A 14,687-nucleotide genomic window follows, 5' to 3' on the forward strand; every position below is an offset into this window, starting at 1 on the left:
ATGCCGAGAAAACATACGGCGATGAAATCGTCTTTAACGGCACAGAGTTCACGGCGCTCGGCCTCATCAATGGCGACGCGCTCACAACGCTTTCGATCAGCAGCGCGGGACAGTCCGCGACGGCACCGGTCGACGTCGACGGTCCCTACCCCATCATCGCCGAAGGTCCGGTCGGGACAGGCCTGGGCAACTACGATATTCGAATAATCCCGGGCGACTTGGAGATTAATCGCGCCCCACTGACCATTACTGCCGACAATCAGGAAAAGCCCTTTGGAACCGAGTTCGTCTTTTCGGGGACCGAATTCACTGTCACAGGGCTGCTTAACGAGGACGGCGTCGACAGTGCGACTATAAGCAGCGATGGAGCCGCGCCTGATGCTCCTATAGGCGGTGCTGGCTTTGCCATCCTGATCACCAACCCCGATGGCCAGGGCCTGGAAAATTACGAGATCACGTTGATCAACGGGATCATGGTGATCGCGCCGGGCAACCTGGTGATCACTCCAAACGATCTGGTCAAGCCGTACGGGACCGAGCTAACCTTCGGCGGCACCGAGTTCACCGTCACCGGTCTTGCCGAAGGTGACCGTGTGGAAAGAGTCACGCTGACCAGCGCCGGTGCGGCGGCGACAGCGCAGGTCGCGAATGGTCCGTTCCCCATTATAGCGAGCGAAGTCGTGGGAGCAGTGGGGACCGATCTCGACAATTACACCTTGGTCTTTGCCGACGGCACCCTAACGGTTGTTCGCGCACCGCTGACCATCACTGCGGACAACCAGCTCAAGCAGGAAGGCCAGACCTTCACCTTTGCTGGTACCGAATTTGCCGTCACAGGCCTTCTTAACGGCGACACAGTGAACAGTGCAGTTCTGACCAGCGCCGGGGCCGCAGCGGAAGCCTCAATTGAAGACAGCCCCTTTGATATTCTGATTGGCGATCTGACGGGCACAGGGATCAGCAACTACGATGTAGACCGCGTCAACGGCATCTTTACCGTCGACAACATTGTGGTGCCGCCGGAGATGAACCCGACACCGCCATGGATTGACACCCTTCCAAACCCAACCGACACGATCACACGCTCCTTGTTCACAAGTCAAAATCGAGCTGACCCAGTTCAGGAAAGCGTGCAAGGCACCGGCGGGCCGCAGCAGAGCGTTGGCGATGCTCAGAACACCTTGGCACTCGTCGATGCCTCGTCCACCGAACTCGAACTGTCGGTGCGTTCATGCGGATCGCCGGATCAGGACTTCACCAACTACATGGCCTGCCTCGCAGAATCGCTCGATACCTACTCCAATGCGCTTGATCAGATCGCCAACGATCTGCCTGCGGGACTGGAAAACGTTTCCGCCACGATCCGCACTGCACGCGATGGCGTGAACGCCGCCGCCGCCCGTGCGCAGCGTCGTTTGGCTGCTGCCACATCCGACGCACAGCGGAGCGCAATCCGCGCCGAAGCGCTGGCTGAGGCCCGCGGTGCGGTTCAGCAGGCGCAGCGCGAAATCCGCAGAGCGATCAGTCTTGTCCGTTCGGATGACCCTGAATTGCAGGCGGTTCAACGCGACACGGGCGCCCGGATCATCCAAGCCTTCGATGTTATCGATAGCGAACTGGCTCGCGCAGTCGAGCTCTAACCGGTACGATGAATGATCAGAACCTTGCGCGGATCTGTCGTTTCACTCTTTATTTTCAGTCTGCTGCCGCTGGCCGCGCTGGCGCAGCAGATTGACGAACGACGCGTAGCGCTAATTATCGGGAACTCTGACTACGAGAATGTCATCCCCCTCGACAACCCTGGTAATGACGCCAGCGACCTTTCCGTAGCACTCGAGGGACTGGGGTTCGAGATTTACCTAGGCCTAGACGTTGGGGATGATGAGATCGTCGACCTGACGAACAGGTTTGCCGAAGCCATCGCAACAGCGGATGTCTCACTGTTCTTCTACGCCGGTCATGGATTTCAGGTAGGTGGGCAGAACTACCTCGTTCCCATTGACGCCATAATACAGAAGGCCGAGGATATCACTGAACAGACGATCAGGCTTCAGGATATCCTCGACAGGATGGAAGCGGCCCCCGGTATCAAGTTTGTCTTTCTCGATGCCTGCCGCAACAATCCCTTTGAAGGGACGCTGAATACAATCTCTGAGGGGCTTGCCCGGATCGGCAACGCGGCGGATTTCTTGATCTCCTTCGCCACCCAACCAGACAATGTCGCTTATGACGGCACTGGGCGGAACAGCTTCTTTACTGAAGCACTTCTCAGCCACATTTACACGCCTGGTTTGGACGTCAACGACTTGATGATCGCAGTACGCAAGGACGTGCTCGCGGCCACAGGCGGGCGGCAAATTCCTTGGGAGAACTCATCTCTCACCAGGCAATTTCGTTTTGATCCGCGCCCTCCCAACGTCTCGCCGGAAACGCTTCTTTGGCAGGTAGCCGCAAACTCCGGCGACCCGCAACTCTTGCAGCTGTACGCCGAACGCTATCCGGAAGGCACCCATCTAGAACAAGTGATGGCGTTTCTCGATACCAGTGCAGACGCTGGAAATGTTCAGTCGCGGGATTTCGCCAAAGCCGAGCGGGACGAAGAAGAGGAACGCCTTTGGCAGCTGGCGCAGCGCAGCAGGATGCGGCCCTTGGTCGAATTCTATCTGGAGCAATATCCGCAGGGAAAATACTTACGTGACGCCCGACGGCTGATCGCTACTCTGCCTTCCGAGAACGAAGGCGGTGCGGCTCGCCTTTGTGAAAGGCTTGCAACCCATCCGCATGATGCCACCGCGCGCACTGCAGGCGTACCCATGGGCAAACTACAACAGCATGCGATCAAAGCGGTGAACGCCTGCCAAGCAGCGGCAGATGCAAATCCCGATCTACCCCACTACACCGCCCTTCTAGCCCGTGCTACCATCGCCGCTGGTGATGCGGAGGGCGCAATCCGGCTCTACCGGGTGGCTGCGGAACGCGGCGACCTGCGGGCCATGGTCAGCCTTGGCCTGATGACAGAGGCCGGACACGGCGTACCGGAGAACAAGGTCGCGGCACTCAGGCTCTATAATCGGGCGGCGCGCCTGGGTAGCCCGGATGCGATGATCAACCTTGCCGTTGTCCTCTTTGAAGGTGCGGGTGTGGAAAAGGACGAAGAACGCGCGGTGCAGCTCTTGAAAGACGCCGCCGATCTGGGATCGGCTCGAGCCACCTTCAACCTCGGGGTGCTGGCCCGGGACGGAATCGTGGGAGAGCCATCGGACGCGTTGAAATATTTCCGCCGCGCGATCAAGGCGGGATATCCACGCGCCTACGTAGCCAGCGCGAACCTTTTGGACGAAGGCCAGATCGCCCCGCGCGATCCGGGAGCCGCGGCCAATATGCTGTTGCGTGGTGTGGCCGAAGACAACGGACTGGCTATGGAGCTGCTCACCGAAAAGACTTCGGGCTGGTCGCGCGAGACTATCTCTGCAGTGCAGGAGCGGCTGAAAGCCGCGGGCTTTTACACCAGCGTCATCGATGGTTTAGGTGGACCAAACTTTTCCGCCGCTCTCGACAAATGGCGCAACGGTGGTTTCGACGCGGATGTTCTGGTTGAATGAGGACAGCTGACAGCCCCGCAGAAATCCAACCAAAAGACCACCTTTGAACCACGAAACACCCCTGCCCCGCCGTCGGCTACGCACCTGGCTCAGACTATTGCGCGTCACGCGAAGCACCGAGAACAAGTTGCGGGAGTATCTGCGCATCCAACACGATACGACCTTGCCACGTTTCGACGTGATGGCGGCGTTGTTTCGCGAAGGTGGGCCGCTCAAGATGTCGGAGCTCAGCAAGATGTTGCTCGTGTCGAACGGCAACGCCTCGACCATCGTGAACCGGCTTGAGAAAGACGGACTTGTCACCCGTACCCCGATGCCAACCGACCGTAGGGTGGTGATGGTTGATCTGACGGAGTTGGGTCGGACACAGTTCGAAACTCAGGCGAAATGTCACGAGGCGATGATAAATGATATTTTCTCGGGCCTCGGCCATGAAGATCTCGATCTGATCCGTGACCTTCTCCGCCGCGCAGAGGCCGCACAACGCGTCGAATGACATGCAGAATGATGCCCGATGATGGACTGTCAGATTTACTTCAAGCTTAAAGCAATGTATCAGATGACAAGTGAGGCATTGTTGGGGGTATAGGATGAGCGACATCAGAGAAAATCATCGCGAGGATGTACCCGGCCGTGCCAATGTCGAGGATACGCCGGAACTGCTGGAATACTACGACGAGCTTGAAGGCTATCACACTGGCGCGCTCTGGACTGTCGCCAACAAGATCGAACCATGGGAACCAAAGTCCAAATCCGTGCCAGTTCTCTGGCGTTACGCTGATCTGCGCGACAAGGTGCTCCGTTCCGTTGATCTGGTGACACCCGAGAAAGCCGGCCGCCGCGTCGTATATTTCAACAACCCCGGCCGGACCGAAGTCTCGGCCGCTGTCGGTTGGATCTATGCGGGTCTGCAGGTGATGCACCCTGGCGAAAAGGCGACGGCCCACCGCCATTCCGCCTCGGCCATCCGTTTCATCATGGAAGGCTCTGGCGCGTACACAGTTGTGGATGGCCATAAGATGACGCTGAACCGCAACGATTTCGTTCTGACCCCAAATGGCACATGGCACGAACATGCGGTCGAGGAAACCGGCACGCCCTGCATCTGGCAGGACGGCCTCGACATTCCCTTCGTTAACGCCATGGAGGCGAATTTCTTCGAAGTGCACCCGGACCTCTCAGAACCCGTCGCCTTTCCCGTCGATGACATGACCAAGACGTGGGGCAATCCCGGTCTGACCCCCGGCGGCGGGGCGTGGGACAAGGGCTATTCGCCGATGTTCAAATACGAATGGGACCGCACCTATGAGGCGCTGCAGCACTACGCAGCCGCGTCTGAGCCCTCACCCTTCGACGGCACGCTGATGGAATACGTGAACCCGACGAACAATGGTCCCGTGATGAAGACCATGGGTGCCTCGATGCAATTGCTGTCGCCGGGCGAGACGACCAAGGCGCACCGGCACACCGGCAGCTATCTTTACCAATGCGCCAAGGGGTCGGGCTATTCCATCATCAACGGCCAGCGTTTCGACTGGACCGAGCGGGACATCTTCTGCGTCCCCTCATGGGCCTGGCACGAACACGGCAATGCATCCGATAGCGAGGATGCGGTGCTTTTCTGCCTGAACGACCTGCCGGTGATCCGCGCCCTCGGCCTCTACCGCGAGGAAGCCTACGGCGACAACAACGGCCAGCAGCCAACCTGAAGGACAGACATGAAACTCGTCACCTACCGCACCAATATCGAAGCCCCCGCGCGCCTCGGCGCCATCGACGACGGGATCGTCGTGGACGTCGCCAGCTTTGGTGAAGAAGTGGGCCTGGACCTGCCCTCCCGGATGCTCGATTTCATCGATCTTGGCCCCCACGCCGTGCGCCAGCTGCGCGATGCGGTGCATTCCGCGGGCGGTGATTTCGGCAATGCGCTCGCCCTGCCGATCGAGACGGTCAGCCTGCTTGCCCCCATCCCGCGCCCGCGCAAGAATATCTTCGGCATTGGTCTGAACTATCTCGACCATGTCACCGAAAGCGCCAAGGCGCTTGACACCGATGACAAGCTGCCGAAAGAACCCGTCGTCTTTTCCAAACCGCCCACCGCAGTTATCGGCCCCGACCAGCCCGTTCGCCACGACGGCAACATGACCCAGCAGCTGGATTGGGAGGTGGAACTGGCTGTGATCATCGGCACCACCGCGACGCGCGTGAGCCGCGAAAACGCACTGAACCACGTCTTCGGCTATTCCGTGATGATCGACATCTCGGCCCGCGACAACCGCCGCGCCGGGCAATGGATATTCTCGAAAGGCATGGACAGCTACGCGCCCTTCGGTCCCTGTATCGTGACGGCCGACGAAATCCCCGATCCGCAGACGCTCGATCTCTGGCTCAATAAGAACGGCGAAGAAAAGCAGAATTCCAACACCGCCAAGATGCTTTTCAAAGTCGACGAGCTGATCGCCGACCTGTCCAAGGGCATCACGCTTGAACCCGGCGATATCATCGCCACGGGCACGCCCGAAGGTGTGGGTGCGGGGCGCGAACCGCAAGAATGGCTCTGGCCCGGCGACGTGCTGGAGGCCTACGTCGAAGGGATCGGCACCATCCGCCATCCCGTGATCAACGCCGCCGAGTTCAAATGAGCGGCTTCGAGATCGATCCGCAGATCGACTATGATTTCAACGCCCGCGAAAGCGTGGCCGACTTCGACGCGGAGTTCGGGAAGCTGATCGCCCTCAGCAATCGCGCCATGGCGGACTACCCGCGACAGGCCGATATCGTCTTCGACGCCGACAGCGGCTCCGCGCTCGATCTATACGGTGTCGCGGAAGGGCGGCCGGTGTTTCTCTGGATACACGGCGGCTACTGGCGGCTTGGAACGAAAGAGGGCAACGCCTTCGCGGTGCCGGGGCTGGTCAGCAGGGACGTGGCGGTGGCCGTCATGGACTACTCCCTCGCTCCCGCTGTCAATCTGGAGCAGATCGTCCACGAGGTCCGCACCGCCGTTGCCTGGCTGCACCGCGAGGGGCCGTCGATGGGTCTCGATGCCCGAAAAATCCACGTTGGCGGCTCATCCGCCGGCGGTCATCTGAGCGGCGCGGTTCTGGCGGACGGCTGGCGGCAGGACTACGGCCTTCCCCGCGACATGATCGGCGCCGCACTTGCGCTAAGCGGCATCTACGATCTGGAACCGCTGTTACGCACACAGGTCAATGGCTGGATGAACATGGACATGGGCACGGTCGCCGCACTTTCCCCGATCCGACATATCCCTGAGGAGACCGACGCGCATCTCATCCTGTCCGTGGGTGGCAAGGAGCGTGACGGTTTCCTGCGCGAGACTCAGGCCTTTCACGAAGCCTGGGCGGCCAAGGGCCACAGGGTGACGTCGGTGGACATGGCCGCTTGCAACCATTTCGACATCACCGGCACGCTGACGCAGACGGAAGGGAAGCTGGTGAACGCGACCGTCGCGGCAATCCGGGCGTTTCACCTCTAGAAGGCTTCGCGCATCAAGCAGCCGCCTGCTGGATCCACCCCCGCAATTTCGCACGCAGGTGATCCGGCCAAGGCGTCGATTTGCCCTGCCCGTCAATCAGCACCAGCGTCGATGTCGCCACAAAGCGGCGTTCACCGTCGCAGGTCGCCTCGGTCCGGATGCCAAGGCTGGACCGGCCCAGGCGTGTCGGGGTCAGGGACAATTCCAGGCGATCGCCGTGCCGGCTGGGAGCGGTGAACTGGACAGAGATTTCTGCCGTCGGCACGCCGCCGTTGCGGTGGACTTCCTCGAAAGGGACTTCGAGACCCTCGTCGAAAAAAGCCTCGACGCAATCATTGATCATCTCGAAATAGCGCGGGTAGAAGACGATCCCCGCCGGGTCGCAGTGCTTGAACTTCACCTTTTGCGGCATCGTGAAACGCATGGCCTGACTTCCTTCGGTCCAAGGGCCCCCAGCCCAACTTCTCGGATATCAAAATAGGATCATGCTGCGCTGCGGCGCTGCGTCAAAGCACCGCAGTCGCCTCGATCTCGACCAATGCCTCGTCCTCGACCAGCGCCGAGACGACGACCATGGTCATCGCCGGAAAGTGCCGCCCCAGCACCTTGCGATAGACTTCCCCGACCTCGCGCTGACGGGCAAGGTATTCCTTCTTGTCCGTCACGTACCAGGTGAGCCGCACAAGGTCCTCGACCTTGCCGCCTGCTGCCTCAAGCACCGCAACGATGTTCTTCAACGCCTGCTCCATCTGTCCGATGAAATCATGGCTCTCGAACTTCTGCTCCGCCGTCCAGCCGATCTGACCGCCGATGAAAAGCTGGTTGTCCGCCGTCTTGATCCCGTTGGCATAGCCCTTCGCCTTGGCCCAGCCCTCGGGTTGGATCACCTCATGTGCCATCTCGTCTCTCCTTCATCCTCAAGACCGGCGTCCCCGGTCAAACCCCCAGGTATTGATCCCTGACATCCGCGCTCAACGCGCCCATCTCGCCGTGCCAGACCGACTTGCCGCGTTCGATGACGACCACTTGGTCCGCGATCTGCCGAAGCTCCGACAATGACTTGTCCACCACCAAGATTGACAGGCCCGTCGTCTTTTTCAGCGTCGCGATCGCGGCCCAGATCTCCTGCCGGACCACCGGCGCCAGCCCCTCGGTCGCTTCATCAAGGATCAACAGGCGCGGGTTCGTCATCAGCGCACGCCCAATGGCCAGCATCTGCTGCTCCCCGCCCGAGAGCGATCCGGCCATCTGGTCGCTGCGTTCTTCGAGGCGCGGGAAAAGCGCGTGAACCTTCCCGAAATCCCACTCTCCGGGCCGGGCCGAAGCATAGAGATTCTCTTGCACCGTCAGGTTGGTGAAACATCGCCGTCCCTCGGGCACAAGGCCAATTCCCATCCGCGCCGCCTTGTGCGCAGGCAAGCTGCCGATGTCCTGCCCGGCGAATTCGACCCGTCCGCCGGAGTGTTTCAGCAAGCGGCAGATGACCTTTATCGTTGTCGATTTGCCCATGCCATTGCGGCCCATCAGCGCCAGCACCTCGCCCTCGGCCAGTTTCAGGTCGATCCCGAAAAGCGCCTGAGACGCCCCGTAGCTGGCTGTGATCCCGTCGAGCGAAAGGAAGCTCATGCCGCGTCCTCCTCGCCCAGGTAGGCTTCGCGCACTTCCGGGTTTGCGCGGATTTCGTCAACATTTCCCGTCGCGATGATCTTGCCGTAGACCAGCACGCTGATCCGGTCCGCGCAGGCAAACACCGCGTCCATGTCATGTTCGACCAGCAGGATGGGTGCCTCGCGCTTCAATTCCTGCAGGAACCCCGTCAGCGCACGCGACCCTTCCGCGCCCATGCCCGCCATCGGCTCGTCCATCAAAAAGGCCTTGGGCGCCAGCGTCAGCGCGACCGCGACCTCCAGCTGCCGCCGCTGACCGTGGGACAGTTCGGACGTGACTGTGTTCTCATGCTTCCGCAGGCCCACGCGGTCGAGCGCCTCGCGCGCGCGGGCCAGCAGCGCGCGGTCCTTCATCGCCGGGGTGAAGAAACGGAAAACACGACCGCTCTGGCCCACAGCCCCCAGCACCGCGTTCTCAAGCACGGTGAACCCCATGGCCAGCGCCGAAATCTGGAACGTCCGACCCAGACCAAGCCGCGCCCGCTGCGCGGTGCTGAGGGCCGTAACATCCTGCCCGAGGAGCCGCACCGAACCCGCATCCGGTTTCAGCCCGCCCGCAATCTGCTTGATGAGCGTCGATTTCCCCGCCCCGTTCGGGCCGATCAGCGCATGGATTTCCCCCGGCACGAGGTCCAGCGTAATGCCATCGCTCGCCTTCAGCGCCCCGAAGGATTTCTCGATCCCCTGAACGTCCAGCACCCTATCTGGCATGGGCGGTCTCCCTCTTGGACAGCCCGCCGATGATCCCGCCCTTGGCGAAAAGCACGACGAAAAGCAGGATCGCGCCAAGGTAGATGAACCAGTACTCGGACAGGCCGCCAAGGAAGTGTTCCAGCACGATGTAGAGGCACGCGCCCACCACCGGCCCGAACAGGCGTGCCACGCCGCCAAGAATGATGAAGATCATGATCTCACCCGAGATTTGCCAGCTGAACATCGTCGGGCTGACAAAGCGGTTGAGATCGGCAAAAAGCGCCCCTGCCAGACCGGTGATCGCCCCGGAAATCACAAAGGCCACCAGCCGCACGCGGTAGACATTGATCCCCACGGTCAGTGCCCGCTCTTCCCGCTGATGCGCGCCGTGAAGCGCGAGGCCAAAGGGCGATTTGTTGATCCGGTCGACAAGGAACAACACGATCAGCAGGATCACGAAACAGATGCCGAAGAACTGGATCGGGTCCAGCGTGTTCAGCCCCGGAAACTGGTTCCGCACGTAGATCGACAGCCCGTCCTCGCCCCCGTAGGCGGGCCAGGAGATGGTGAAGTAATAAAGCATCTGGCCGAAGGCGAGTGTCACCATGATGAAGTAGACACCGGAGGTTCGCAGGCTCAGCGCCCCGATAATCAGCGCCAAGAGCGCCGACATCACGATCGCCACCAGCCAGATCACCGGCATGGAGTTGGTCCCTTCGATCAGAAAGGGCACCTCCATGATCGGGTCGTAATTCTGCGCGTGGCTGGCAAGGATGCCCATGGCATAGCCGCCCATCCCGAAGTAGGCTGCATGCCCGAAACTGACGAGCCCCCCCTGCCCCAGCGCGAGGTTCAGGCCCACACCCGCCAGCGCGAAGATCACCGCGCGCGTGGCGAGCGTGATGGTAAAGGGCTCATCGGCCATCCAGGCATAGAGCGGGATCAGCACCAAACCGGCCAGAACGATGATGTTGATATGGCGTTCGCGGATCATCTCAGGCGCTCCCGAACAGTCCGGTGGGTTTGAACAAGAGCACCCCCGCCATCAGGATATAGATCAGCATCGAGGCCAGCGCCGAGCCGACAGTCGTGGCCGACGAGGCATCCATGAAGGCCCCGAAGATCACCGGCAAAAGCGTGCGCCCCAGCGTATCCGTCAGCCCCACGAGGATCGCACCGGCAAGCGCCCCCTTGATCGACCCGATGCCACCGATCACGATCACGACGAAGGCCAGGATCAGGACCGGCTCTCCCATGCCCACCTCGACCGACTGGATCGCGCCGACCAAAGCACCCGACAGCCCGGCAAGCGCAGCACCGAGGGCGAAAATCATGGTATAAAGCACCGAGATATCGACCCCCAGCGCCGCGATCATCTCGCGGTCGTTCTCGCCCGCGCGGATGCGCATGCCGACGCGGGTTTTCGAGATCAGCAGGAACAGCCCCACAGCCACCGCCAGTCCGATCAGGATGATCGTCAGACGGTAGAGCGAATATTCGATCCCGCCGGGCAGCATCACGGTGCCTTTCAGCGCTTCGGGAATATCGAGGAACAGCGGGAAGGACCCGAAAACCCAGCGCGTCGCTTCTGAGAAGATCAGGATCAGCGCGAAGGTTGCCAGCACCTGGTCGAGGTGATCGCGGTCATAAAGCCGCCGGATCACCGTCAGCTCGATGATCGCGCCAAAAAGCGCCGCGGCCATCAGGCTTGCCACCAACGCCAGCAGGAAATTCCCCGTCAGGCCAGCTACCGCGGCGGCAGCAAAGGCACCCACCATGTAAAGCGACCCATGGGCGAGATTGATCAGGCCCATCACGCCGAAGATCAGCGTCAGCCCCGCCGCCATCAGGAACAGCATCACGCCGAACTGCAATCCGTTCAGCACCTGCTCGATCAAAAGAAGTGTGCTCATCTGCCCCCCGGCATACAAAACCCCCGGCAGCTGACGCTGCCGGGGGCCAAGGTCACATGATTACATCTTGCACTCGGCTGCGTAGACGTCCTGGCGATCTTCCAGTGCCACGCCGATGATCTTGTTGGTAAAGACGTCACCGTCCTTGATCACCTCGCGGACATAGAAGTCCTGGATCGGGTGGTGGTTGCTGCCGAACTCGAAATCCCCCCGGGTCGAGACGAAGTCCGCCGCGCGCAGCGCCTCGCGGAAGGCATCAGCGTCCTTCACATCCGCCTTGGCTGCCGCCGAGACGATCAGGTTTGCCGTGTCGAATGCCTGCTGGGCATAGATCGACGGGATGCGTCCGTATTCCGCCTTGAAGCTTTCCACGAACGCTTTGCTCGCAGCGTTGTCGAGGTCCGGGCTCCACTGCGCAGTGTTATGGATGCCCAGTGCCGCTTCGCCAACGGCACCGAGAATGGTCTGATCAAAGCTGAAAGCCGGGCCCACGATGGGCAGTTCGATCCCGCTGTCGGCATATTGCTTGAGGAAGGAAATCCCCATACCGCCAGGAAGGAAAAAGAAGATGCCGTCGGCGTCGGATGCGCGGATTTGCGCGATCTCGGCGGCATAATCGGTCTGGCCCAGCTTGGTATAAAGCTCACCCGCCAGATCGCCCCCGTACATCCGCTTGAAGCCGGTCAGCGCATCCTGTCCCGCCGGATAGTTGGGGGCAAGAATGAAAGGCTTCTTGAACCCGATGGACTTGGCATGCGCGCCCGCAGCCTCGTGCGGCCCGTCGTTCTGCCAGGCGACGTTGAAGTAGTTCTGATGGCACCCCTTGCCCGCCAGCTGCGCAGGACCTGCGTTCGGGGAGATGTAGAACTTGCCCTGCGCAGTCGCCGCCGGGGCCACCGCAAGCGCGAGGTTCGACCAGACGATCCCGGTCAGGATATCGACCTTCTCGGACTGGATCATCTTGTCGGCAAGCTGCACCGCGATGTCGGGCTTGCGCTGATCATCCTCGACGACCACTTCCAGCCCTTCGTTGCCCGACTGCTTGACCCCCAGAAGGAAGCCGTCACGAATGTCGACACCCAGTGCCGCGCCGCCACCGGTGAGCGTGGTGATCAGACCGATCTTGACCTTGCCGCCATGGCCGTCGGCCACCGCGCCCGACGCCATGGCCAGCGCCACGGCAGTCGCCGCACCAAGCGCCTTGAGCGTCTGTTTCGCTTTCGTTGAAATCATGTGTTTTCTCCCAGTTGTCATGGGCGCGCTTCTCCGCGCCTCTTTGGCCAGTGTGGGCCGGTGATGCGCCAATTGAAATGGCTTTGTTGGGAAAAACTACCGGAGGGCCGGATATATTTCAAGCTCAAAATATTTGAGCTTGAAGGGTATTTCCGCGACGGATCAGACCGGCACAAGCCGGGCTGCAATCTCGTCCACGGTGTAGACATCTCCGAATTGCTGAATGATCGTCTCGAGCGTGGCGCGATGCTCCTCGTCCGAGAGCGCCGCAGTCGCGTCCGACACCATGACCACGTTGAAATCCAGCATCATCGCATCGCGTGCGGTGGATTCGCAGCAGACGTTGGTCTTGGTTCCGGAGATGAGTAATGTGTCGATACCCTGGGATCTCAGCACGCGCTCGAGCGGGGACGATCCCGGTATCAGCGCCGAATAGCGATTCTTCAGGATGCGCGTATCTTCCGGGGTCACCTCAAGACCTTCCCAGACCTCCTGACCCGGCCCTCCGGGCGCAAGGCTCTCGATCGTCCGCGCCCGGACGTCGGCAGCGACGAAATTGTCAAAAAAGCACGCCCAGTCGCTGCCGCGTGGTGTGCTGGCATTCGCATGGTTGACCCAGATCACCTGACCGCCCGCCCCGCGCAGCGCCCGGTTCAGGCGGTTGATCGGTTCAATGATACCGCGCGACAGCGGCACTTCCGCCGGTCCGCCCGGCGCGCAGAAGGTACCTTGCATGTCGATGACCACGCTTGCGGTCCGGCCTGCCTCGATCCGGTTAAAAATATGCAGTCGACCGCGCCGCGCCATGACACGGTCGACAATCTCGGGCCTGATTCCAACCTTGTGCATCGAACAAGTCTCCTGCGCCTGACCCGTCACAGGGTTGGTCTTTTCGACTTTGGGGACAAGCCCCAAGCGGGACCAACGCCGGGTCCATTTATATCACAGGATCGAGCAACCCGCTGAGCAAGAATGGCAAATCCGACCTGTACACTTCTCACTACACTTTGTTGTAAATCTGGAATTACAGATAAGCTTTTGAAAACAAAGGCTTGCGTCGCGGAAAAGTTGTAAATGCCGCGCAGTGTGATATGTAATTCTCTGCGAACACCCGAGAACTCAACCTAATCATACGACGTAAAAAAGCGCCTGGATGCCGATGTCACCACCTGAAGACGAGAGTGATCTGGTCCGCGTGGACCTTTACCACCGGTCTTATAGCGATCTGAACCGCCTGCAAAAGCAGCTGCCAGAAGAAATCGTGGTCTCTCTGGCGCGGGAAGTCCTTGAAGGTCTGGCCAGGCAGCTGGCCTCCCCGGAAGTCCGGAACGAAGAGATCCTTCGCCTGAGCAACGCGCTGATCGGCCCGGAGCCCAAAGCGGCAGCGTCGCTGATCCAGCGCCTCTATGCCGACGGCCGGGATGTGAACGCGCTTTATCTTGAATATCTGGCGCCTGCCGCTCTGGAATTGGGTGAGCGCTGGAAATCCGACAGGATCACCTTTGCCGATGTGACGGTGGGCACCGGCCGCATCTACGCGATCATGCGTTCACTGAGAAAGCGGATCACCCCGCATCGCACCCCGGGGCGCAGATCTGCGTTCTTTGCCGTCGTTCCGGGGGACGATCATACACTCGGCCTCAAAATGGCCGCCGATCTGGCCCGGAATGATGGATGGGAGATCGAGCTTGAGCTCTCTTCGGAACACGAGGAAGTGCTTGACCGCATCATCGGCGCCGAGCCCCTCCTTATCGGACTGTCCGCCGGGGGCAAACACGCCGTGCCCAACCTTGCGCGGCTTGTCCTCGCCTTGCGCGTTCACCTGCCCACCGCCCAAATTCTCGTCAGCGGGAACATTCTCGACGCGGAAACTGAAAGCGTGCACCTGATGCACGTCGATGGCATCGGCCGCAGCTACGAAGAAGCCATGTCCGAGCTTGAGCGCCTCTGGCAAGTTATCGCCAAAGCACAATGAAAAACGGCGCTGCCTGCGCAACGCCGTAAGTGAATGACACACCGGCTGAGGCCGGTGGCATCATTTGGCGGAATGTAATTCCAGGTACTGCATGATGATGTCGTC

General features: G+C 60.7%; 15 protein-coding genes. 7 read left to right on the forward strand and 8 right to left on the reverse strand.

Features of this window, described 5'->3' with window-relative positions; translation table 11 throughout:
* The 6 genes from AB2B41_RS21980 to AB2B41_RS22005 form a co-directional block, all read left to right on the forward strand.
* On the forward strand, nucleotides 1-1,640 hold a 1,640-nt coding region (locus tag AB2B41_RS21980), incomplete at its 5' end, for an MBG domain-containing protein (protein WP_367879974.1).
* A gap of 12 nt (nucleotides 1,641-1,652) precedes the next feature.
* Nucleotides 1,653-3,602, forward strand: coding sequence for a caspase family protein (locus AB2B41_RS21985; protein WP_367879975.1), 1,950 nt, complete (start codon nucleotides 1,653-1,655; stop codon nucleotides 3,600-3,602).
* A gap of 97 nt (nucleotides 3,603-3,699) precedes the next feature.
* Nucleotides 3,700-4,098, forward strand: a complete 399-nt coding sequence (locus tag AB2B41_RS21990) for a MarR family winged helix-turn-helix transcriptional regulator (protein ID WP_367879976.1) — start codon at nucleotides 3,700-3,702, stop codon at nucleotides 4,096-4,098.
* A 94-nt stretch (nucleotides 4,099-4,192) separates the two neighbouring features.
* Nucleotides 4,193-5,311: a cupin domain-containing protein gene (locus AB2B41_RS21995; protein ID WP_367879977.1), complete on the forward strand. Its 1,119-nt coding sequence runs from the start codon at nucleotides 4,193-4,195 to the stop codon at nucleotides 5,309-5,311.
* A gap of 9 nt (nucleotides 5,312-5,320) precedes the next feature.
* Complete coding sequence (locus AB2B41_RS22000) at nucleotides 5,321-6,244, forward strand: fumarylacetoacetate hydrolase family protein (protein ID WP_367879978.1); 924 nt, start codon at nucleotides 5,321-5,323, stop codon at nucleotides 6,242-6,244.
* A complete protein-coding gene (locus AB2B41_RS22005) occupies nucleotides 6,241-7,101 on the forward strand; it encodes an alpha/beta hydrolase (protein ID WP_367879979.1) in 861 nt (286 codons plus the stop codon). The genes AB2B41_RS22000 and AB2B41_RS22005 overlap by 4 nt, the downstream gene beginning before the upstream one ends.
* 13 nt (nucleotides 7,102-7,114) lie before the next feature.
* On the opposite strand, the gene AB2B41_RS22010 is transcribed toward AB2B41_RS22005, so the two are convergent.
* The 8 genes from AB2B41_RS22010 to AB2B41_RS22045 form a co-directional block, all read right to left on the reverse strand.
* The gene (locus AB2B41_RS22010; RefSeq protein ID WP_367879980.1) at nucleotides 7,115-7,525 is read right to left on the reverse strand and encodes an acyl-CoA thioesterase; all 411 of its coding nucleotides are present in this window, start codon (nucleotides 7,523-7,525) and stop codon (nucleotides 7,115-7,117) included.
* Nucleotides 7,526-7,607: 82 nt separating this feature from the next.
* Nucleotides 7,608-8,000 (reverse strand): RidA family protein, encoded by a 393-nt coding sequence (locus tag AB2B41_RS22015; protein WP_367879981.1) that lies wholly within the window; start codon nucleotides 7,998-8,000, stop codon nucleotides 7,608-7,610.
* A gap of 37 nt (nucleotides 8,001-8,037) precedes the next feature.
* Nucleotides 8,038-8,727 (reverse strand): ABC transporter ATP-binding protein, encoded by a 690-nt coding sequence (locus AB2B41_RS22020; protein ID WP_367879982.1) that lies wholly within the window; start codon nucleotides 8,725-8,727, stop codon nucleotides 8,038-8,040.
* On the reverse strand, nucleotides 8,724-9,479 hold the full coding sequence (locus AB2B41_RS22025; protein ID WP_367879983.1) for an ABC transporter ATP-binding protein: 756 nt from the start codon (nucleotides 9,477-9,479) through the stop codon (nucleotides 8,724-8,726). Before AB2B41_RS22025 ends, AB2B41_RS22020 begins: the two co-directional genes overlap by 4 nt.
* On the reverse strand, nucleotides 9,469-10,455 hold the full coding sequence (locus AB2B41_RS22030; protein ID WP_367879984.1) for a branched-chain amino acid ABC transporter permease: 987 nt from the start codon (nucleotides 10,453-10,455) through the stop codon (nucleotides 9,469-9,471). Before AB2B41_RS22030 ends, AB2B41_RS22025 begins: the two co-directional genes overlap by 11 nt.
* Before the next feature lies 1 nt (nucleotide 10,456).
* Nucleotides 10,457-11,374: a branched-chain amino acid ABC transporter permease gene (locus AB2B41_RS22035; protein WP_367879985.1), complete on the reverse strand. Its 918-nt coding sequence runs from the start codon at nucleotides 11,372-11,374 to the stop codon at nucleotides 10,457-10,459.
* Between the two features lie 60 nt (nucleotides 11,375-11,434).
* The gene (locus AB2B41_RS22040; protein WP_420014323.1) at nucleotides 11,435-12,541 is read right to left on the reverse strand and encodes an ABC transporter substrate-binding protein; all 1,107 of its coding nucleotides are present in this window, start codon (nucleotides 12,539-12,541) and stop codon (nucleotides 11,435-11,437) included.
* A 228-nt stretch (nucleotides 12,542-12,769) separates the two neighbouring features.
* On the reverse strand, nucleotides 12,770-13,456 hold the full coding sequence (locus AB2B41_RS22045) for an isochorismatase family protein (RefSeq protein WP_367879987.1): 687 nt from the start codon (nucleotides 13,454-13,456) through the stop codon (nucleotides 12,770-12,772).
* A gap of 310 nt (nucleotides 13,457-13,766) precedes the next feature.
* On the opposite strand from AB2B41_RS22045, the gene AB2B41_RS22050 reads away from it, so the two are divergent.
* Nucleotides 13,767-14,582: a cobalamin B12-binding domain-containing protein gene (locus AB2B41_RS22050; RefSeq protein ID WP_367879988.1), complete on the forward strand. Its 816-nt coding sequence runs from the start codon at nucleotides 13,767-13,769 to the stop codon at nucleotides 14,580-14,582.
* Nucleotides 14,583-14,687: the final 105 nt, after the last annotated feature.

This window comes from Sulfitobacter sediminis (assembly GCF_040811725.1).
Taxonomy (GTDB): domain Bacteria; phylum Pseudomonadota; class Alphaproteobacteria; order Rhodobacterales; family Rhodobacteraceae; genus Sulfitobacter; species Sulfitobacter sediminis.